Below are 18,789 nucleotides of genomic sequence, written 5' to 3' on the forward strand. Positions count from 1 at the left end.
GCGTCGAAACGCAAAGGCGCATCCATGTGGATGCGCCCGGGGACTGCTTACTCGACCTTGGTCTGTTCGCGCAGTCGGATGTGCAGTTCGCGCAGGGCCTTGGCGTCGACCATGCCAGGGGCCTGGGTCATGACGCATGCAGCGCTCTGGGTTTTCGGGAACGCGATCACTTCACGGATCGACTGGGCGCCGGTCATCAGCATGACCAGACGGTCCAGACCGAATGCCAGGCCACCGTGAGGCGGTGCCCCGAACTTCAGAGCGTCGAGCAGGAAGCCGAACTTCTCTTCCTGTTCTTCTGCCTCGATACCCAGCAGACGGAATACCGCCTGTTGCATCTCTTTACGGTGGATACGGATCGAACCGCCACCCAGCTCGGTACCGTTCAGCACCATGTCGTAGGCACGGGACAGGGCAGTGGCCGGGTTGGCCTCGAGCTCTTCCGGGGTGCACTTCGGCGCGGTGAACGGGTGGTGCAATGCAGTGAAGCTGCCGTCTTCGTTCTCTTCGAACATCGGGAAGTCGACGACCCACATCGGCGCCCACTCGCAGGTCAGCAGCTCGAAGTCGTGACCCAGACGAATACGCAGCGCACCCAGGGCTTCGCTGACTACCTTGAACTTGTCGGCACCGAAGAACACGATGTCGCCGTCCACGGCACCCACGCGGTCGAGGATGTTGTTGAGGTTGGCCTCAGGGATGTTCTTGACGATCGGCGACTGCAGGCCTTCGACACCCTTGGCGCGCTCATTGACCTTGATGTAGGCCAGGCCCTTGGCACCGTAGATGCCAACGAACTTGGTGTACTCGTCGATTTTGCTGCGCGGCATGCTGGCACCACCTGGCAGACGCAGGGCGGTAACGCGGCACTTCGGATCGTTGGCCGGGCCGGCGAACACCTTGAAGTCGACATCCTTCAGCTGGTCGGCAACGTCGACCAGTTCCAGCGGAATACGCAGGTCTGGCTTGTCGGAGCCGTAGCGGCGCATGGCCTCTTCGAAGGTCATGTGCGGGAATTCGCCGAATTCCAGATCGAGCACTTCCTTGAACAGCTTGCGGATCATGCTTTCGGTCAGGCCCATGATCTCGCTTTCATCGAGGAAACTGGTCTCGATGTCGATCTGGGTGAATTCCGGCTGACGGTCGGCACGCAGGTCTTCGTCACGGAAGCACTTGGCGATCTGGTAGTAACGATCGAAGCCAGCGACCATCAGCAGCTGCTTGAACAGCTGTGGCGATTGCGGCAGGGCGAAGAAACTACCGGCGTGGGTACGGCTTGGCACCAGGTAGTCGCGCGCGCCTTCGGGGGTGGCACGGGTGAGAATCGGGGTTTCGACGTCGAGGAAGCCGTTTTCGTCGAGGAAGCGACGGATGCTGCTGGTGATGCGCGAGCGCAGGCGCAGCTTGTCGGCCATTTCCGGGCGACGCAGATCGATGAAGCGGTAACGCAGGCGGGTTTCCTCGCCGACGTCGGAGTATTCGTTCAGGGGGAACGGCGGGGTTTCCGCTTCGTTGAGCACGTTCAGCTGGTAGCCGAGGATCTCGATGGCACCGGAAGCCATGTTGGCATTCACTGCACCTTCAGGACGCTTGCGGACCTTGCCGGTGATCTGCACGACGTATTCGCTGCGCACGCGGTCGGCGGCAGCGAAGGTTTCGGCGCGATCCGGGTCGAACACGACCTGGGCCATGCCTTCGCGGTCACGGATGTCGAGGAAGATCACCCCGCCGTGGTCGCGGCGACGATGGACCCAGCCGCAAAGGGTGACTTCCTGGCCGTCCAGGCTCTCGTTCAGTTGGCCGCAATAATGGCTGCGCATCATGATGGTGGTTTCGCTTCTCGTGATTCGTGTATTCGGTGGAGGCCTTGGCCGCCCGGAGGGCTAATACTGCAAGACCCGGTCACAGCATTCAACTCAGTCGGCCTTGTCGCCGCCTGCCAGATTCTTTTTCGCCCCGGTCTTGAAGTCGGTTTCGTACCAACCGTTACCGCTCAGGCGAAAGCCTGGCACCGACAGCAGCTTTTTCAGTGCCGGCGCCTGACAGGCCGGGCAATCGATCAGCGGCGCGGCGCTGATCTTCTGCAGCACTTCCATGCGGTGCTCGCAGGACGCACATTGATAGTCATAAAGGGGCATGGGTGTCTCTCGTCAACCATAACGCTGGCTGCCGGGGGGCAGCAAAAAGCGGGATTATATATGGTTAGCAAGCACTGCGCAGCCCGCCTGGCGATCAGCGCGCACTTGGCGGGTCCTGCAGCCACGCCACGCAGATTACCCGGATCAGCCCGCTGAAATTGCGCACTCCGCCCTGGCGCAGGTGCACCTCACGGTCCACGTAGGACAACACGGCACTGACCGAACAACGGTTGGCGGCGGCGATGCGCTCTAGGATACCCCAGTAGACAGCCTCCAGGCGCAGACAGGTAGAAAAGCCGTTGAGCCGCACGGAACGTGACACCGGCTGCGTCTGCAACATGTCGAAGTCCGCCTTGAACGGGTCGATGCACTGTTTCCCTGGCCAGTTGCCCTGGCCGGCCATACGCTTGTTCGCTTGCATCATGCGCCACACTTCCTCGTCACAGGTACCAGGTGGCCTATGAAGCGCTGACGGGCGAGCTTAAAGCAGCGGCAAAATGTTCCTTCGCAAATACCAGATTGCCAGGCGGAGCCTGTGGGAGCAGGCAATGCGGTGGATGGCACCGGCTGCGCCGGTGTTCGCGGGCACGCCCGCTCCCACGGGGGTTGCGCAAGCTTTCCCCTTGAGCAACGGTTACTTGTCGTCGAGCAGTACCCGCAGCATCCAGGCGGTTTTCTCGTGAACCTGCATGCGCTGCGTCAGCAGGTCGGCGGTCGGCTCGTCACTGACCTTGTCCACCACAGGGAAAATGCTGCGCGCAGTGCGTACCACGGCCTCCTGCCCCTGAACAAGCTGGCGGATCATCTCGTCTGCCGGGGGGACGCCTTCCTCCTCCTTGATCGACGAGTGCCGTGCATAGAATGCATACGAACCCGGTGCCGGGAAGCCCAAGGCACGGATGCGCTCGGCGATCGAATCGACTGCCAGCGCCAGTTCGTTGTACTGCTCTTCGAACATCAGGTGCAAGGTGCGGAACGACGGGCCGGTGACGTTCCAGTGAAAGTTATGGGTTTTCAGATACAGCACGTAGGTATCCGACAACAGGCGGGACAGCCCATCGACGATGGACTTGCGATCTTCTTCACTGATACCGATATCGATTGCCATGAAGCTCCCCTTTCCACAAGGCTTGAGACTCAAGCGGGTGCCGACCACTGTAGCAACACTTGCCGCATGCCGCATGTGACATGGCGCAATACATTGCCCACTGGGCGGCCTGCGGTTTGAGTAGGCTGCGGCTTTACTGTTAAATAGGCAGTGTGCCACCCGTGCGGACTGTCATTGCCGGGTGCATAGGCTGGCCTGCCACGTGTTCGCGCTCTATATCTCATGCGCACCGTGCTGCCAGCTCTTCCTGTGATCGGCCTTATCAACAGTGAGCCAACCCCATGTTCAAGATCGTCCATCTGGTGACGGGCGTGGCAGCTTTGCTGCTATCGCTCATACCCAGCCTGAAAACCGATGCGACACCCTTCCTGCAACAACCCGACGCGGTCTACCTGGCCCTGCTCGGCCTGCTCAACCTTGTGCTGGCCCCGGTCGTGCCGCTGTATCATCGCGGCGCGCGGCAACAACTGCAGCACCTGGCCTGCGCCCTGCTGGTAGTCGCCGTCGTGCTGCAGACCCTGACGCTACTGGCCCGCCCCGAAATGGGCAACCTGGCAGCCCTGGTGTGTGCGGCGCTGGCCGTGGCCGTGCATCTGGCCGTGGGCTTTGCCCGCAGCACGCGCAAGGCACGCGGCACTCAACACGTGGCACAAGATGCCAGCAACCGTGATACCGGCACCGTCAAATGGTTCAACACGTCGAAAGGCTTTGGTTTCATCTCCCGAGACTCGGGCGATGACATCTTCGTGCACTTTCGGGCCATCCGCGGTGAGGGCCACCGCATTCTGGTCGAAGGCCAGCGCGTGGAGTTTTCGGTGATGCACCGCGACAAGGGCCTGCAGGCCGAAGACGTGGTTGCAGTAAACCGCCGTTGACCAACGGCTGACCGGCCGACGCTATCAACGGCAAACCAGCGCCCACAAGGGCCGTGCTGCACCTGAAGGCAGCATCATACCTGTGGGGGCTGGCTTGCCGGCGATAGCAGCCTGGAACAACTCAATAATGAGGAGGCGGGGCCTCTTCCCCTTCGCTGCCATACTGGCCAACCATCTCTTCATGACGCTTGATCAGCTCGGCCATCTGCAATTGCAGCCGCTCGATCACCCGCGCTTGCTCCACCACCACGTCATTCAGCGCCTGGATAGTGTCATCCTGAAACGCCTGACGGGTTTCCAGTTCGACCATCCGCATTTCCAGTGTCATCTCAGGCCTCTTGGTATCCAGCAAGTTGTAGCCCGCGCAGACGCTGGCGAACAGCTTGCAGTTGATCATCGGTGTAGCCCACAGGCGCACACTTGCCCCATACCGGTGCCGGCCATGCAGCGTCGTCGCGCTGGCGCACAATCACATGCATGTGCAACTGGCTGACCACGTTGCCCAAGGTAGCCACGTTCATCTTGTCGGCCCCATAGCTGGCTTTCAACGCCTCTGCCAACAAGGTGGTTTCCTGCCACAACTGCTGTTGCTCTGCCGCATCCAGCTCGAACAGCTCACTGATACCAGCGCGCTTGGGCACCAGAATGAACCATGGGTAATTGGCATCCTTGCTCAGCAGCAACTGGCACAGCGGAAACTCTCCCAACACCAGCGAATCCTGCTGCAAACGCGAATCGAGGACGAACACGGCATATCTCCTTCAGGCAATACATCCCGCTTCAGGCGGAAAACAGGGCAGCAAGGATACCTTGCACACTCCCGGTAACACAGCGCTACTTTTCGCACCAAAATGAGGCCACCTGCCCGCCCCTCCCACACTGACCACCCCACAAACGACGCTGGATGAACAAGTCGCGGTAACACTTTGACTCTAAGGGCAACTTTATAATTTTTAATGATTCTCGATCGCACAAATCACACAAGCAGCCTTCGCCCCGCGTTTACGGGACTTTCCGACCCTCGGTAGCAGGTTTTGTGAAAATTTCATGAACTGTTGCGAATTTTGAGCACGCTTGTTGCATTCCCTTCACGCCAAGTCGGCACGACATCTGCAGTCACAGGTGTACGCGACAAATAACAACAGCGACATGGGTTACCAGGGAGTTTCCTCAACCGGAATCGGCAGTTACAGATTCGTTACGGTGACAGGAATAGCGCTGAGGTTATACGGCCCCTGAACCGGGGCGTGATTTGCGACATGGAAATACTTAAAAGCGACACGGTGAAAAAGTTCCGCAAAGAGTGCTTATAGCCATATCGCCAACAACAGTCTGCGTGCTATACATTTTCGCCGACATAAAAAGAAAGAGCTGCCCCATATAACTAAAAGACTTGGACGCAGCGGTACTCTTCCTAAAAACCAAAGGAGCAAATCACGATGCGCGTGATGAAGTGGAGCATGATCGCCCTGGCCGTTTCGGCAGGGACCTCGCAGTTGGCAATGGCCTCGGCACAGGACGAGTCCAAAGGTTTCATCGAAGACAGCAAGCTGAGCGTCAAGACCCGCATGCTGTATTTCAGCCGTGACTTCCGTAACAACGAAGGCGGCCAGAGCCGTCGCGAAGAAACCGGCCTGGGCTTCGTCGGCACCTTCGAGTCCGGCTTCACCCAAGGCACCGTGGGTGTGGGTGTCGACGCCATCGGCATGCTCGGCCTGAAACTGGACAGCGGCAAGGGCCGTGCCGGTACCGGCCTGTTCCCGACCGGTTCCGACGGCCGTTCGCAGGATGACTACTCCAAGGGCGGCGGCGCGGTCAAATTCCGCATCTCCGACACCGTGCTGAAAGTGGGTGACCAGTTCACCGCGCTGCCGGTCTTCGCCACCGATGACAGCCGCCTGCTGCCAGAAATCGCCCAGGGCACCCTGATCACCAGCAACGAGATCGAAGGGCTGACCCTGCACGCTGGTCACTTCACCAGCCTGACTGCCCAGGAACAAACCAACCGCGACAGCTTCGGCCTGAAGGAAGCCAACGTGGTCGGCGGCACCTACGCCTTCACCGACAACCTCAGCACCAGCCTGTACTACTCGAAGGTTGAAGACTACTGGCGCAAATACTACGCCAACGTCAACTGGGCGCTGCCAATCTCCGACAATCAAGGCCTGGTGTTCGACTTCAACATCTATGACACCAAGAGCGAAGGCTCTGCCGAGTACCGCGCATTCGATGGCGAGAAGCTGGACAACCGCGCGTTCAGCCTGTCGGGCGCCTACAACATCGGCGCTCACACCTTCACCCTGGCCTACCAGAAAGTCACCGGCGACGGCGACTATGGTTATGGTATCGACGGTGGCGGCACCATCTTCCTGGCCAACTCCGTGGCCCGCTCCGACTTCAACGCCGAAGACGAGAAATCCTGGCAGGCTCGCTACGACCTGAACTTTGCCGAATACGGCATTCCAGGCCTGACCTTCATGACCCGTTATGTACGCGGTTCCGACGCCAACGTCGCCGGCACCACCAACGGCAAAGAATGGGAACGCGACGTCGACATCAAGTACGTCCTGCAGGAAGGCCCGGCGAAAGACCTGAGCTTCCGCGTGCGTCAAGCCACCTACCGTTCTTCCGATGGTGTCTACTACGATTCCCCATCGATCGACGAACTGCGCCTGATCGTGGAGTACCCGCTGAGCATCCTGTAAGCCTGGCTTGCAGTGCCCCGCACCTGAAAAAGCCCGGCAATCACGCCGGGCTTTTTCTTGGCTGACAAGTGTCACGCCCTGGGGCATCCTGTACGCCTTCGTTTCCCCCCCGTACAATGCGGGGCTATTTCAACGTCTTAGGCAATCGACACGGCTAACCATGCGCACCAGTCAATATTTGCTCGCCACCCAGAAAGAAACCCCTGCCGACGCAGTGGTCATCAGCCATCAGCTCATGCTGCGTGCCGGCATGATCCGCAAACTGGCCTCCGGCCTGTACACCTGGCTGCCGATGGGCTTGCGGGTAATGCGCAAGGTCGAAGCCGTGGTGCGTGAGGAAATGAACGCCGCCGGCGCCCTGGAAGTGCTGATGCCGAGCATCCAGCCCGCCGAGCTGTGGCAGGAATCCGGTCGCTGGGAGCAATACGGCCCTGAGCTGCTGCGCCTGAAAGACCGCCACCAGCGCGACTTCTGCGTTGGCCCTACCCACGAAGAAGTGATCACCGACCTGGCCCGTAACGAGCTGTCCAGCTATAAACAGCTGCCGCTCAACCTGTACCAGATCCAGACCAAGTTCCGTGACGAGATCCGCCCGCGCTTCGGCCTGATGCGTGGCCGCGAGTTCATCATGAAGGACGCCTACTCGTTCCATGCCGACCAGGCTTCCCTGCAGGAAACCTATGATCGCATGCACCAGGCGTACACCAATGTGTTCACCCGCCTGGGCCTGGACTTCCGCCCTGTGCAGGCCGATACCGGCTCGATCGGTGGCAGCTACTCGCACGAGTTCCACGTGCTGGCCGAGTCTGGCGAAGATGACGTGATCTTCAGCGACAGCTCCGACTACGCCGCCAACATCGAGAAGGCCGAAGCCATCCCGCGTGAAACCGTGCGCCCTGCCCCTACCGAGGAGCTGCGCCTGGTCGACACCCCGAATGCCAAGACCATCGCCCAGTTGGTGGAAAACCACGGCCTGCCGATCGAAAAGACCGTCAAGACCCTGATCGTACGCGGTGCCGAAGAGGGCAAGCTGATTGCCCTGATCGTCCGTGGCGACCACGAACTGAACGAAATCAAGGCCACAAAGCTGGAACAGGTTGCCGACCCGCTGGTCATGGCCACCGAAGCCGAACTGCGCGACGCCATTGGCGCCGGCGCCGGCTCGCTCGGCCCGCTCAACCTGCCACTGGAAATCATCATCGACCGCTCGGTTGCCCTGATGAGCGACTTCGGCATCGGCGCCAACATCGACGACAAGCACTACTTCGGCGTCAACTGGGAGCGCGACCTGCCGGTGCCACAGGTTGCCGACCTGCGTAACGTGGTCGAAGGCGACCCAAGCCCGGACGGCCAGGGCACCCTGGTTATCAAGCGCGGCATCGAAGTGGGCCACATCTTCCAGCTGGGCACCAAGTACAGCGAGGCGCTGAAGTGCCAAGTGCTGGGCGAGAACGGCAAGCCGGTCGTACTGTCGATGGGTTGCTACGGCATTGGCGTGTCCCGTGTGGTTGCAGCTGCCATCGAGCAGAGCTATGACGACAAGGGCATCATCTGGAACGACGCCCTGGCTCCGTTCCAGATTGCCCTGGTCCCACTGCGCTACGAAACCGACGTGGTCCGCGAAGCAACCGACAAGCTGTATGCCGAACTGACTGCCGCCGGCTATGAAGTGCTGCTGGACGACCGCGACAAGAAAACCAGCCCAGGCATCAAGTTTGCCGACATGGAGCTGATCGGCATCCCACACCGCATCGTCGTCAGCGATCGCGGCCTGGCCGAAGGCAACCTGGAGTACAAGCACCGCACCGAGCAGGACGCCCAGGCGTTGCCGCTCAATGAAGTGCTGACCTTCCTGCAGGCCCGCGTTCGCCGCTGATAACCAATGCACGAGTGATCATGTACAAGCGAAGTACCTTTACCCTTGGGGGCGCCGCACTGTGCGGCGCCCTGCTCGTCAGCGGCTGCGCCAACCAGATGTCCCAGCGCAGCGACCATGAGGAGCGCGTCGAGCGCAAACTGCTCGAGCATACCCTGCAGATCGATGTCGGCGAGCCGAAGGTGATGGAGCTTCCGCAGCGACGTGTGCGCGTGCATGAGCAAAAGCGCTTCGAAGTCACCGAATTCGAAGTGACCCGTCGTTATGACCGCTACACGCCTTACCAACCCTGGCGGGAGATCTACGAGATCCCGCTGGGTGCAGTGGCCGTGGTGGCGGGTGTCGGCGCCAATGTGGTCAACGTCTTCGCCTTGGGTAACCTGCCGCAAAGTATCACCCACGACTGGCTCAGCTATGGCGTGGATGGGCTCAACCCGTTCATGAACGTGCCATCCAACGGCCGCGCCCAGCAGAACCTGGCCGGGATCAGCGAAGTGCAGAAAGGCAAGCGCGAGGAATCCATCAGCCTGCCCTGGAGCGAGCGCCTGGTCGAGGTCAAGGCCGGCAAGATGACCCACGAGCTGACCACCGACCGCAACGGCGTGCTGCGCCTGAACCTGCTCGACAGCCCGTTCTCCGAGCAGAACCTCAACCACGTCGGCACCCTGCACCTGCAAGTACTTGACGAGGACAATGCGGTACGAGGCGATGCCAGCCTGTTGGTCAGCGCCACCCTGCGCAATAAGCTGCTCGAAGCCCATGAGCTGATCTTCGATGACCTCGAAGATGATGATGTCGGCCAGTGGGTGCACCGGGTCAAGCGCCTGTCCGAACTGGGCCTTGAAGAGGAAGCCAGTGAAATGGAACAGAGCCTGATCGAGCTGACCCGCAACGATCCGGAGCTGCAGCAGGAGTTCCTGCAGTCGCTTACCAAGGCCACTGGCCGGTTGGTGGCGGATCCAGGCGTGCATTAATAGAAGGGGCTGCATTGCAGCCCCTTTCATTTGGGCGGGAACAGCTCCAACTGTTCATGCGCGCCCCGCAAGTCACGCAACCTCACCCCTACCCCTAGCAAGCGCACCGGCTTGCCGCCACGGGCGAACGCCTGCCCCAGCAATTGCCGATAACTCTTCAGGTCCCGGCCCGCCCCGGCCTGCTCCATGGTGGTCTGGCTGAAGTCATGGAACTTGACCTTGACGAACGGTTTGTCTGGCCGGTAACTGCTGTCCATTCGGGCGATGCGTTCGTTCAGGCTATCCAGCAACTCTGGCAGCCGCGCCAGGCAACTGGCCAGGTCTGGCAGGTCGGTGTCGTAGGTGTTTTCCACACTCACCGACTGGCGTCGGCTGTCGTTATGCACCGCACGCTCATCGATCCCTCGCGCCAGCCCCCACAACCGCTCGCCAAAACTGCCGAACTCACGCACCAATGCCAGCCGTGACCACTCACGCAAATGCAGGCAGGTTTCGATGCCCAGCCGCGTCAGTTTGTCGGCCGTCACCTTACCCACCCCATGCAACCTGGCCACCGGCAAGGCTGCAACGAACGTTTCCACTTCATTTGGGGTAATCACGAACAGCCCATTGGGTTTGCGCCAGTCACTGGCGATCTTGGCCAGAAACTTGTTAGGCGCCACGCCAGCCGACACGGTGATATGCAGGGTGCGGGCAACACGCCGGCGAATATCCTCGGCAATGCGCGTGGCGCTGCCCGAATACCACTGGCTGTCGCTGACATCCAGATAGGCTTCGTCCAGGGACAAAGGCTCGATGAGCTCCGTGTAATCGCGAAAGATCGTGTGGATTTCCCGCGAGGCCTCACGGTAGGCCTCGAAGCGCGGCTTGACGATCAACAGATCGGGGCAAAGCTTCAGCGCATGCCGCGATGACATGGCCGAGCGCACACCATAGGCACGCGCTTCATAGTTGCAGGTGGCGATTACCCCGCGATGGTCGGGCGAGCCCCCCACCGCCATGGGGCGACCGGCCAGGCGCGGGTCGTCACGCATCTCGATCGCAGCGTAGAAACAATCGCAGTCGACGTGGATGATCTTGCGCAAGGACATGGACGACCGTCAGCACTGTAAATTCATACAGATAGTATCGCATGCGCCCTGCTCTGAAACAGCTCACCTGCCTTGCTACACGATAATCGGCCTGAAAGCCCCGCCGTGACTGAGCTGAACACGGTCATGAAGCGCTAAGGGTTTGAACAAAAAAGGTTTTTCCAAAACAATTGCTTGACATCAGTGCGTAAATCCGTAGAATTCGATCTCACAGGCGCGGGATGGAGCAGCCTGGTAGCTCGTCGGGCTCATAACCCGAAGGTCGTCGGTTCAAATCCGGCTCCCGCAACCAGATTCGAGAAAAGGCCACTGCTAACGCAGTGGCCTTTTTCTTTTGCCCGTTAAAAAGCTTTTTCGAAAAAACATCGACAAATCAAAGCCTAGCGCTTGACATATAAACTACACGCTGTAGAATCCGCCCCACTGACGCGGGATGGAGCAGCCTGGTAGCTCGTCGGGCTCATAACCCGAAGGTCGTCGGTTCAAATCCGGCTCCCGCAACCAGATTCAAGAAAAGGCCACTGTTAACACAGTGGCCTTTTTCTTTGCCTGCTGATAAGCATTCGCGAAAAAACGTCGAAAAATCAAAGCCTAGCGCTTGACATAAAAACCACACACTGTAGAATCCGCCCCACTGACGCGGGATGGAGCAGCCTGGTAGCTCGTCGGGCTCATAACCCGAAGGTCGTCGGTTCAAATCCGGCTCCCGCAACCATATTCGTCAGAACAAACCCCGCCTGTGTAAAGCAGCGCGGGGTTTGTTGCTTTATACCTCCCTGACTTTCGTCGCCTCGATTTTCCCTCCCCTCATGCCAACCCGCAGGCTTGAGATGTCGTGCCCAGGATGAACTATCTTTAACCCTGCCAAGCCGCTGCAAACGCCTGAGGCCGGAGTAACATTGGATACGTTTTCCTAAGGGACTTTCACTTGGCCGCACCTTTCCTTCACCTCGCGCTGCATGCCCGGGGCAACTCATGACTTCGCACAATCCCGAACCTCCGGTGCCACTCGCTACGGCGCTACCCGGTGCTGTGCAGCGCCTGCCCCTACTCGAACGCCTGAGTCGCTACCGCCAGCCCATAGGCCTGATGGTGACCCTGTTACTGTTCACGATGGCCTTGATTGCCTGCCGCCACCTGCTGAGCGAGCTGGACATCTATGCCTTGCACGATGCCATGCTCAGCGTGCCCACCCAGTCATTGCTGGGCGCCTTGCTGGCGACGGTGATCGGCTTTGTGATCCTGCTGGGCTACGAGTGGTCGGCCAGCCGCTATGCGGGCGTGAAACTGCCAGCACGCAGCCTGGCACTGGGCGGCTTCAGCGCCTTTGCCATCGGCAACGCCATCGGCCTGTCGATGCTCTCTGGCGGCTCGGTTCGCTATCGCCTGTACGCACGGCAAGGGCTTGGTGCTGGCGAAGTCGCACGCATGACCGTGTTTGCCAGCCTGTCACTTGGCTGCGCGCTGCCGCCCCTGGCCGCCTTGGCGACATTGAGCAACCTGCCGGCGGCCTCGACAGCGCTGGGGTTGGCGCCCGGCCTGCTGGCAGCTGTTGCCAGCGCCGTGCTGGTGGTGTCTGCCTTACTGGTAATTGGCTTGTACCGCCGACGCCTGGCCGAGCAACCGGCGGCCAATAACCTGCTCGTTCAACTGGGGCGGCGCACACTTCGCCTGCCGGATGCACGCCTGGCGGCCCTGCAATTGCTGATTACCGCGTTGGATGTGGCGGCGGCTGCCACCGTGCTCTACCTGTTGCTGCCCGAAGCCCCTCCTTTCGGCGCGTTCGTGCTGGTGTACCTGCTGGCCTTGGCTGCGGGCGTGCTCAGCCACGTACCGGGCGGCGTCGGGGTGTTCGAAGCGATCCTGCTGGCGGCCTTTGCCGACCAGCTCGGTGCCGCGCCGCTGGCGGCAGCCTTGCTGCTGTACCGGCTGATCTATGTGGTACTGCCACTGCTGCTGGCCTGCGTGTTGCTGCTGGCCAATGAAGCCCGACGCCTGCTGTTTGCGCAACAGGCCATCAAGGCCGCTTCGGGGCTGGCCGCGCCGATCCTGTCGATCCTGGTGTTCCTGTCCGGCGTGGTGCTGCTGTTTTCCGGTGCCACGCCCGAGATAGATACGCGCCTGGAGCATATGGGCTTCCTGGTGCCACACCGGCTGATCGATGCCTCTCATTTCGGCGCCAGCCTGATCGGTGTGCTCTGCCTGCTGCTGGCCCAAGGCCTGCGCCGGCGCCTGTCCGCCGCCTGGCTACTGACCACCGTGCTGTTGCTGGTCGGCGCCCTGCTGTCGCTGTTGAAGGGCTTTGACTGGGAAGAGGCTTGCCTGCTGACCTTTACCGCCGCCCTGCTCGCGCTGTTCCGCCGCTCGTTCTATCGCCCCAGCCGACTGCTGGAGCTGCCCTTCTCGCCGGTGTTCCTGGTGGCCAGCGCCTGTACGGTGGGCGCATCAGTGTGGCTTCTGCTGTTCGCCTACCAGGATGTGCCTTACAGCCATCAGCTGTGGTGGCAGTTCACCCTCGATGCCGATGCGCCACGGGGCCTGCGCGCCGCCATGGGCAGTGCCTTGCTGCTGGCTGCCGTGGCACTGACGTGGCTGCTGCGTACAGCGCCACCCGTGATCCACCTGCCTGACGAAGAAGAGTTGCAACGCGCCAACCGTATCCTGCAGGCCTCCGACCAGCCCGACGGTGGCCTGGCGCTGACTGGCGACAAGGCGTTGCTGTTCCACCCGCGTGGTAACGCGTTCCTCATGTATGCCCGGCGCGGCCGCAGCCTGGTGGCGTTGTACGACCCGATAGGCCCGGCCCAGGAACGCGCCGAGATGATCTGGCAGTTCCGCGACCTGTGCGACCTGCACCACGCACGCCCCGTGTTCTATCAGGTGCGCGCAGAGAACCTGCCGTTCTACATGGACATCGGCCTGACCGCATTGAAGCTCGGTGAAGAAGCCCGGGTCGACTTGCGCCGCTTCGACCTTGAAGCCAAAGGCAAGGAGATGAAAGACCTGCGCTACACCTGGAACCGCGGCGGACGCGATGGCCTGAGCCTGGAGATCCATGAGCCCGGCCACGCCCCGCTGGCTGAGCTGAAGGAAATTTCCGACGCCTGGCTCGGCGGCAAGAACGTGCGCGAGAAAGGCTTCTCGCTGGGGCGCTTCAGCCCAGACTACCTGCAGCACTTCCGCATAGCCCTGATTCGCTTCCAGGGCCGCCCGGTAGCCTTCGCCAACCTGCTGGAAACCCATGGAAACGAACTGGCCAGCCTCGACCTGATGCGTGCGCACCCCGAAGCGCCAAAGCTGACCATGGAATTCATGATGATCGGCTTGATCCTGCATTACAAAAGCCATGACTACGGGCGTTTCAGCCTGGGCATGGTACCGCTGTCCGGCCTGCAACCAAGGCGCGGCGCACCCTTGACCCAGCGCTTGGGTTCGCTGGTGTTCCGCCGTGGTGAGCAGCTTTACAACTTCCAGGGGCTTCGACGCTTCAAGGACAAGTTCCAGCCGGACTGGGAACCCCGCTACATGGCCGTGCCAGCCGGGCTCGACCCGCTGGTGGCACTGGCCGACACCGCCGCCCTGATTGCAGGCGGCCTGACTGGATTGGTGAAACGCTGATGACCCGACGCTTTTTGTTGTACCTGCTGGTTCCCCTGCTGCTGGCCGCCCTGGGTGGTGCGCTGGCCTTCTGGCTGTGGACGCGCCCGGCCCCCGAGGCGCGCCTGGAACAGTTGAGCATCAATGACACCAGCATCACCCGTGTTACCCCTGGCGTGCACCCCAAGGCCCGGGTGGCCATCGGCGTGCCACAAGACCAGGCACTGACGGGCAAGCAACTGCTCGACCTGAGCCAGGCCGGTGAAGCCCAGTTGGTGCAGGTGATTCTGCCGCCTGGCGACTGCAGCAAGCAGCAACAGGCCATGGACCAGGCGCTGAACCAACTGCAGGAAAAACCGACCTTGGTCGCCGGCATCGGCCCCGGTGCCGTCCAAGCCTGGCGCTGGCTGGCCAGCCAGAACGATGACAAGGCGCGGGCCATTTCCGTGGGCTTCACCCTCGAACAGCCTGACTGCCAGGCACCGCTGCCCAAATCGGCTGCCCATGGCCACTGGAACGTCGCCTGGAACGACAACCCGGATGACGCCAGCGCCGCCTTCGTGCGCGACCAGGCCAACGCCGAAACCAGCATCAGCGACTACGACATCCACTTGCCACAAGTGCTCAAGGCGCAACTGACCCAAGCCCTGGTCGGCCGCGACGGTAACGCACTGGCCATCCCGGTGGTCGAAGTGCCGGCCGGGCAAACCACAGACACGGTTACCTTGTTCCTCTCTGGTGATGGCGGCTGGCGCGATCTGGACCGCGACGTGGCCGGGGAAATGGCCAAGCTGGGTTACCCGGTGGTGGGCATCGACACGCTGCGCTACTACTGGCAGCACAAGACCCCGGAACAAAGCGCCGCCGACCTTTCCGAGCTGATGCATCACTACCGGCAGAAGTGGGGGACCAAGCGCTTCGTCTTGACCGGCTATTCGTTCGGCGCCGACGTGCTGCCGGCGATCTACAACCGCCTGCCCGTCGAGGACCAGCAGCGTATCGACGCGGTGATGCTGCTAGCCTTTGCGCGCAGTGGCAGCTTCGAGATCGAGGTCGAGGGTTGGCTGGGCAAGGAAGGCCAGGAAGCGCCAACCGGGCCGGAAATGGCCAAGCTGCCAGCGTCCAAGGTCGTGTGCGTATATGGCGTCGAGGAAACCGACGAGAGCGGTTGCACGGAAAAGACGGCAGTAGGTGAGCGCCTGAAACTGCCTGGCGGGCACCACTTCGACGAGAACTACCCGGCACTCGCCAAGCGGTTGATTGGCGAGATCGAAACGCGCCAAGGCAAGTCCAGCGTAGCTGAGCAGAACTGACAAGGCTCAGGGCCGCTCTGCGGCCCTGAGCCTGCTGTATAACCCCATTCAGATCTCGACCTGGGTCCCTAGCTCGATCACCCGGTTCAACGGCAGGTTGAAGAAGCGCAAGTTGCCGTTGGCATTCTTCAGCAAGAACGCGAACAGGTTGCCCCGCCAGCGCGACATCCCCTCCAGCCGTGACGCGATCACCGTCTCGCGGCTGAGGAAGTAAGTGGTGCGCATGGGCGTGAAGTCCAGGCCATCCAGATGACACAGCTTCAACGCGGCAGGCACGTCCGGCTCATCCATGAACCCAAAGTGCAGCAATACCCGGAAGAATCCGTCGCCATAGGCTTCCACCTCGAAACGCTCATGTTCCGGCACCCGGGGCCGGTCCTCGCTGACCACAGTCAGCAGCACCACCTGGCTGTGCAGCACCTGGTTGTGCAACATGTTGTGTAACAGCGCATGCGGCACGGCATCGGAGCGTGCAGTCAGAAACACCGCCGTACCCTCGACCCGGTGCGGTGGCTGAATGCGGATGCTGCTGATGAACAATGGCAATGGCAGCGCCCCTTCATCGATGCGCTCGACCAGAATCTGCTTGCCGCGCTTCCAGGTGCTCATCAGCAGGTACAGCACACCACCGGCCAACACCGGGAAGGCACCGCCCTGAGCGATTTTCGGCACGTTGGCGGCGAAGAACAGCCCGTCGACCAGCAGGAAGCCGACCAGAATCGGCACTGCGAGCAGCGGCGGCCACTTCCACAGCAGCAGCATCACCGCTGACACCAGGACGGTGGTGATCAGCATGGTACCGGTCACCGCAACCCCGTAGGCAGCCGCAAGGGCACCTGACGACTCGAAACCGATGACCAGCAACACCACGCCCACCATCAGCGTCCAGTTCACCGCACCAATGTAGATCTGCCCCTGCTCGTCGCTTGAGGTGTGCTGAATCTGCATGCGCGGAATATAGCCCAGCTGGATGGCCTGGCGGGTCAGGGAGAAGGCCCCGGAAATCACCGCCTGCGAGGCGATAACCGTGGCCATGGTGGCCAGCCCGACCAACGGCAGCAGCGCCCAGCCCGGCGCCAGCAGATAGAACGGATTGCGCGCGGCCTCCGGGTTTTGCAGCAGCAATGCACCCTGGCCGAAGTAATTGAGCACCAGCGCCGGGAGCACCAGGATGAACCAGGCCCGGGCAATCGGCTTGCGGCCAAAGTGCCCCATGTCGGCGTACAGCGCCTCGGCCCCCGTCAGCGCCAGCACGACCGCGCCGAGAATGGCCACGCCGATGCCAGGGTGCACCACGAAGAAATTGACTGCCCAGGCCGGGTTGAACGCCTTGAGTACTTCCGGGCTCTGCGAGATGCCATGCACACCCAGCGCGCCCAGCGCCAGGAACCAGGTAACCATGATAGGACCAAACAGCTTGCCGATCTTCTCGGTGCCGTGCCGCTGTACCAGGAACAGTGCCACCAGCACCACCAGCGAAATTGGCACCACCCAGTGGTCGATACCGTCGAAGGCCAGGCCCACGCCCTCCACTGCCGACAGCACCGACACCGCCGGGGTGATCATACTGTCGCCATAGAACAGCGAAGCGCCGATCAAGCCACAGATCACCATCAGTGTGCGCAGCCGCGGGTACGCCGCCGTGGCCCGCCGCGCCAGTGCGGTCAGCGCCATGGTGCCGCCCTCCCCCTGGTTATCGGCGCGCAAGATGAACATCACGTACTTGAACGACACCACCCACAGCAGCGACCACAGGATCAGCGAGAGGATCCCCAGCACGCCATCATGGTTGACCGACACCCCGTAGCCGCCGGTAAAGACTTCCTTGAGGGTATACAACGGGCTGGTGCCGATATCGCCATAAACCACCCCGACCGCCGCCACCAGCAGGCCCACCGACCGCGATGCCCCCTGCTTCCCCTCGTGCCCGCTCTCAGCGTGACTGCTTGCCTGAACCATCGACCACTCCCGCAAACGGCCATCACGGCCCTTGGTAATCAATCTGCCACCAGGCCCTGGAAGGTACCCCGGCACAACGGCGCGAAGCATAGCGCAGCGTTCGTCGTATTTCTGCTGGTCAAGCGCCCTTGCGCTCGCTGGAATTGCGCACTTTTTGATCAGAGGCGCCAAAAGCGCCCGTCAAGTTCGCCCCCGATTCCGGCCGGGCGACCTGCATTCAATACCGAGGTTAGTCATGCCCACCACACCCGCCACCCCCAAGGTAGGTTTCGGTTTGGAAGGCCTGGATTGCCCTGATGACTCTCAATCCATACTTGAACGTTGATCTCAACCTATACCGCTCATCCCCTGATCAAGAAGAATCACACGCTGACACAAGCGTCACCTTGTACAACTTAGATGAGCGCCCTATTATCCAGCTACGCCATTGACGCATAGCAGGGACTGCATGATCTTCATCGAGACCCCAGTATTCACCTCCGATCTCAGGAGCACCTGGATGATGAAGAATACCGGGCTTTGCAGGCCTATCTGGCCGAGCATCCCGAAGCCGGTTCTCTCCTGGAGGAAACCGGCGGCCTCAGAAAGATCCGCTGGGCAGCCAAGGGCAAGGGCAAGAGTGGGGGTGTACGAGTGATCTACTACCACGTCACTGCAGCCCACCAGATCCGTATGATTCTGATCTATCGCAAGGGCATCGTGGATACCTTGACAAGCAGTCAGAAAGCGCAGCTTCGCGCACTAAACAAAGGGTGGAAATAATGGAAAAGCATCTCTTCGATCGTCTTGTGGAAAGCATGACTCAGATGGATGAGATCGATCGCGGTGAGCGTCAGCCCTCGCGTGAGTTCCACGTAGACGCACTTCAAGTCAAAAAGATTCGTCAAGCCACTGGCCTTTCCCAGGCTGCGTTTGCCAAACGTATCGATGTCGCAGTAGGAACTCTACGGAATTGGGAACAGGGCCGTCGCGAACCTGAAGGACCAGCTCGTGCCTTGCTTCGAGCGATTCATAACGATCCCGAACATGTACTTGCGGCCTTGAGCTAAGTACACGAAAGCCACCAGGCCCTAGAAGGTACCCCGGCACAACGGCGCGAAGCATAGCGCAGCGTTCGTCGTATTTCTGCTGGTCAAGCGCCCTTGCGCTCGCT

General features: G+C 61.1%; 15 protein-coding genes, 3 tRNA genes and 1 pseudogene. 11 read left to right on the top strand and 8 right to left on the bottom strand.

Features of this window, described 5'->3' with window-relative positions; all coding sequences use genetic code 11:
* Nucleotides 1–47 precede the first annotated feature (47 nt).
* The 4 genes from aspS to ACF8FB_RS07820 form a co-directional block, all read right to left on the bottom strand.
* Nucleotides 48–1,823: an aspartate--tRNA ligase gene (gene aspS / locus ACF8FB_RS07805; RefSeq protein WP_004575741.1), complete on the bottom strand. Its 1,776-nt coding sequence runs from the start codon at nt 1,821–1,823 to the stop codon at nt 48–50.
* Nucleotides 1,824–1,916: 93 nt separating this feature from the next.
* Nucleotides 1,917–2,138 carry an FmdB family zinc ribbon protein gene (locus tag ACF8FB_RS07810; RefSeq protein WP_010952365.1) on the bottom strand — a complete coding sequence of 74 codons (222 nt, stop codon included), beginning with the start codon at nt 2,136–2,138 and terminating at the stop codon, nt 1,917–1,919.
* Between the two features lie 94 nt (nt 2,139–2,232).
* Nucleotides 2,233–2,562 (bottom strand): ribbon-helix-helix domain-containing protein, encoded by a 330-nt coding sequence (locus tag ACF8FB_RS07815; protein ID WP_020189844.1) that lies wholly within the window; start codon nt 2,560–2,562, stop codon nt 2,233–2,235.
* Nucleotides 2,563–2,772: 210 nt separating this feature from the next.
* Complete coding sequence (locus tag ACF8FB_RS07820) at nt 2,773–3,246, bottom strand: Dps family protein (RefSeq protein ID WP_010952363.1); 474 nt, start codon at nt 3,244–3,246, stop codon at nt 2,773–2,775.
* 281 nt (nt 3,247–3,527) lie between these two features.
* On the opposite strand from ACF8FB_RS07820, the gene ACF8FB_RS07825 reads away from it, so the two are divergent.
* Nucleotides 3,528–4,121: a cold shock domain-containing protein membrane protein gene (locus ACF8FB_RS07825; RefSeq protein ID WP_392511172.1), complete on the top strand. Its 594-nt coding sequence runs from the start codon at nt 3,528–3,530 to the stop codon at nt 4,119–4,121.
* A 121-nt stretch (nt 4,122–4,242) separates the two neighbouring features.
* On the opposite strand, the gene ACF8FB_RS07830 is transcribed toward ACF8FB_RS07825, so the two are convergent.
* Both ACF8FB_RS07830 and ACF8FB_RS07835 read right to left on the bottom strand, forming a co-directional pair.
* Entirely contained in the window at nt 4,243–4,449 is a 207-nt protein-coding gene (locus tag ACF8FB_RS07830) for a SlyX family protein (RefSeq protein ID WP_010952361.1), read from the bottom strand.
* A 1-nt stretch (nt 4,450) separates the two neighbouring features.
* Nucleotides 4,451–4,870: an HIT domain-containing protein gene (locus ACF8FB_RS07835; RefSeq protein WP_010952360.1), complete on the bottom strand. Its 420-nt coding sequence runs from the start codon at nt 4,868–4,870 to the stop codon at nt 4,451–4,453.
* 690 nt (nt 4,871–5,560) lie between these two features.
* Between ACF8FB_RS07835 and ACF8FB_RS07840 the strand changes: the two genes are divergently transcribed.
* From ACF8FB_RS07840 to ACF8FB_RS07850, 3 genes are all read left to right on the top strand, one after another.
* Entirely contained in the window at nt 5,561–6,826 is a 1,266-nt protein-coding gene (locus ACF8FB_RS07840) for an OprD family porin (protein ID WP_012051471.1), read from the top strand.
* A gap of 160 nt (nt 6,827–6,986) precedes the next feature.
* Nucleotides 6,987–8,702, top strand: a complete 1,716-nt coding sequence (locus tag ACF8FB_RS07845) for a proline--tRNA ligase (protein ID WP_014589990.1) — start codon at nt 6,987–6,989, stop codon at nt 8,700–8,702.
* Nucleotides 8,703–8,722: 20 nt separating this feature from the next.
* Entirely contained in the window at nt 8,723–9,676 is a 954-nt protein-coding gene (locus ACF8FB_RS07850; RefSeq protein WP_014589989.1) for a hypothetical protein, read from the top strand.
* A 26-nt stretch (nt 9,677–9,702) separates the two neighbouring features.
* Here the strand turns inward: ACF8FB_RS07850 and dinB are convergent, their stop codons facing one another.
* Nucleotides 9,703–10,761, bottom strand: coding sequence for a DNA polymerase IV (dinB, locus tag ACF8FB_RS07855; RefSeq protein WP_392511181.1), 1,059 nt, complete (start codon nt 10,759–10,761; stop codon nt 9,703–9,705).
* A gap of 221 nt (nt 10,762–10,982) precedes the next feature.
* Between dinB and ACF8FB_RS07860 the strand changes: the two genes are divergently transcribed.
* The 5 genes from ACF8FB_RS07860 (at nt 10,983) to ACF8FB_RS07880 (ending at nt 15,677) form a co-directional block, all read left to right on the top strand.
* Nucleotides 10,983–11,059: transfer RNA gene (locus ACF8FB_RS07860), tRNA-Met, on the top strand.
* Between the two features lie 135 nt (nt 11,060–11,194).
* A tRNA-Met gene (locus tag ACF8FB_RS07865) sits at nt 11,195–11,271 on the top strand.
* Between the two features lie 134 nt (nt 11,272–11,405).
* A tRNA-Met gene (locus ACF8FB_RS07870) sits at nt 11,406–11,482 on the top strand.
* A gap of 260 nt (nt 11,483–11,742) precedes the next feature.
* The gene (gene mprF, locus ACF8FB_RS07875; protein ID WP_010952355.1) at nt 11,743–14,385 is read left to right on the top strand and encodes a bifunctional lysylphosphatidylglycerol flippase/synthetase MprF; all 2,643 of its coding nucleotides are present in this window, start codon (nt 11,743–11,745) and stop codon (nt 14,383–14,385) included.
* Nucleotides 14,385–15,677, top strand: coding sequence for a virulence factor family protein (locus ACF8FB_RS07880; RefSeq protein WP_010952354.1), 1,293 nt, complete (start codon nt 14,385–14,387; stop codon nt 15,675–15,677). Before mprF ends, ACF8FB_RS07880 begins: the two co-directional genes overlap by 1 nt.
* Before the next feature lie 48 nt (nt 15,678–15,725).
* On the opposite strand, the gene ACF8FB_RS07885 is transcribed toward ACF8FB_RS07880, so the two are convergent.
* Nucleotides 15,726–17,636, bottom strand: a complete 1,911-nt coding sequence (locus tag ACF8FB_RS07885) for a potassium transporter Kup (protein ID WP_010952353.1) — start codon at nt 17,634–17,636, stop codon at nt 15,726–15,728.
* A gap of 448 nt (nt 17,637–18,084) precedes the next feature.
* Here ACF8FB_RS07885 and ACF8FB_RS07890 point away from each other — a divergent pair.
* Both ACF8FB_RS07890 and ACF8FB_RS07895 read left to right on the top strand, forming a co-directional pair.
* Nucleotides 18,085–18,398, top strand: a pseudogene (locus tag ACF8FB_RS07890) (hypothetical protein).
* Entirely contained in the window at nt 18,398–18,685 is a 288-nt protein-coding gene (locus tag ACF8FB_RS07895; RefSeq protein ID WP_049587986.1) for a DNA-binding transcriptional regulator, read from the top strand. The pseudogene ACF8FB_RS07890 and the gene ACF8FB_RS07895 overlap by 1 nt, the downstream one beginning before the upstream one ends.
* The last annotated feature ends 104 nt before the right edge of the window (nt 18,686–18,789 follow it).

Source organism: Pseudomonas sp. yb_2 (genome assembly GCF_043103905.1).
GTDB lineage: Bacteria > Pseudomonadota > Gammaproteobacteria > Pseudomonadales > Pseudomonadaceae > Aquipseudomonas > Aquipseudomonas alloputida.

Bases quoted from the DNA above. Each gene is read 5' to 3' on its own strand.
- ACF8FB_RS07820 (WP_010952363.1), bottom strand. From the start codon at position 3,246: ATGGCAATCGATATCGGTATCAGTGAAGAAGATCGCAAGTCCATCGTC.
- ACF8FB_RS07825 (WP_392511172.1), top strand. From the start codon at position 3,528: ATGTTCAAGATCGTCCATCTGGTGACGGGCGTGGCAGCTTTGCTGCTA.
- ACF8FB_RS07880 (WP_010952354.1), top strand. From the start codon at position 14,385: ATGACCCGACGCTTTTTGTTGTACCTGCTGGTTCCCCTGCTGCTGGCC.
- ACF8FB_RS07850 (WP_014589989.1), top strand. From the start codon at position 8,723: ATGTACAAGCGAAGTACCTTTACCCTTGGGGGCGCCGCACTGTGCGGC.
- ACF8FB_RS07885 (WP_010952353.1), bottom strand. From the start codon at position 17,636: ATGGTTCAGGCAAGCAGTCACGCTGAGAGCGGGCACGAGGGGAAGCAG.
- ACF8FB_RS07815 (WP_020189844.1), bottom strand. From the start codon at position 2,562: ATGATGCAAGCGAACAAGCGTATGGCCGGCCAGGGCAACTGGCCAGGG.
- ACF8FB_RS07810 (WP_010952365.1), bottom strand. From the start codon at position 2,138: ATGCCCCTTTATGACTATCAATGTGCGTCCTGCGAGCACCGCATGGAA.
- ACF8FB_RS07830 (WP_010952361.1), bottom strand. From the start codon at position 4,449: ATGACACTGGAAATGCGGATGGTCGAACTGGAAACCCGTCAGGCGTTT.
- ACF8FB_RS07895 (WP_049587986.1), top strand. From the start codon at position 18,398: ATGGAAAAGCATCTCTTCGATCGTCTTGTGGAAAGCATGACTCAGATG.
- aspS (WP_004575741.1), bottom strand. From the start codon at position 1,823: ATGATGCGCAGCCATTATTGCGGCCAACTGAACGAGAGCCTGGACGGC.
- mprF (WP_010952355.1), top strand. From the start codon at position 11,743: ATGACTTCGCACAATCCCGAACCTCCGGTGCCACTCGCTACGGCGCTA.
- ACF8FB_RS07840 (WP_012051471.1), top strand. From the start codon at position 5,561: ATGCGCGTGATGAAGTGGAGCATGATCGCCCTGGCCGTTTCGGCAGGG.
- ACF8FB_RS07845 (WP_014589990.1), top strand. From the start codon at position 6,987: ATGCGCACCAGTCAATATTTGCTCGCCACCCAGAAAGAAACCCCTGCC.